The sequence below is a fragment of the Cellulophaga sp. 20_2_10 genome (assembly GCF_023476645.1).
Lineage (GTDB): Bacteria > Bacteroidota > Bacteroidia > Flavobacteriales > Flavobacteriaceae > Cellulophaga.
In genome coordinates, this window is sequence record NZ_JAMCOJ010000058.1 from 1 (window position 1) to 630 (window position 630).

Annotated in this window: 1 protein-coding gene; it reads left to right on the top strand. The window is 29.7% G+C overall.

Annotated elements, in window-relative coordinates; translation table 11 throughout:
- Positions 1-26: 26 nt before the first annotated feature.
- Complete coding sequence (locus M4I21_RS18520) at positions 27-413, top strand: hypothetical protein (protein ID WP_249560711.1); 387 nt, start codon at positions 27-29, stop codon at positions 411-413.
- Positions 414-630 lie beyond the last annotated feature (217 nt).

Genomic DNA, 630 nt, shown 5'->3' on the forward strand with positions numbered 1-630 from the left:
AAACGTTACCAAACATTTGAGAAAAAATGAAAATACGATTTAAAAAGAAACGACTGAAATATTATCTGATTTTCGGAATTCTGTGGTTAGTTCTTGGAACTACAGCAGTAATCTTTAATTCGGAGAATTTTTTTAATTATGGATATTTGTTAATGGGAATTTTATATGTCGGAACTTATCTCTTTGAAAACAAAAAACAGTATCTGACAATAGAAAACGGAATTATCTCAAAAAATCATTTGATTCCGAAAGAAATAAATCTGAATGAAATAAAGCGGATTAAAAAATTTGCTGGAGATTATATCCTAAAAACTGACTCAACTGAATTGAGAATTAATACGGAATTGATTGAGGAAAATTCTTTAGCGGAATTAAATAATGTGCTTGATAATTTGAATTTAGAAACGAAATAAAAACGTTTGGTAACACCGTATAAAAATAATTGCGATTTAGTGCTAAAACAAAGGTCGTTGCGGGTTTGTAACGTCTGATTTTCCTTCGGAAAATCCTCGCATACAAACCCGCAACTATTCTTATACATAAACGTTACCCAACATTTGAAAAAAGCATTAGTAATCATATTGACCTTAATCGGAATTGTAAGTTTTGGACAAGAAAATAAACTTGACC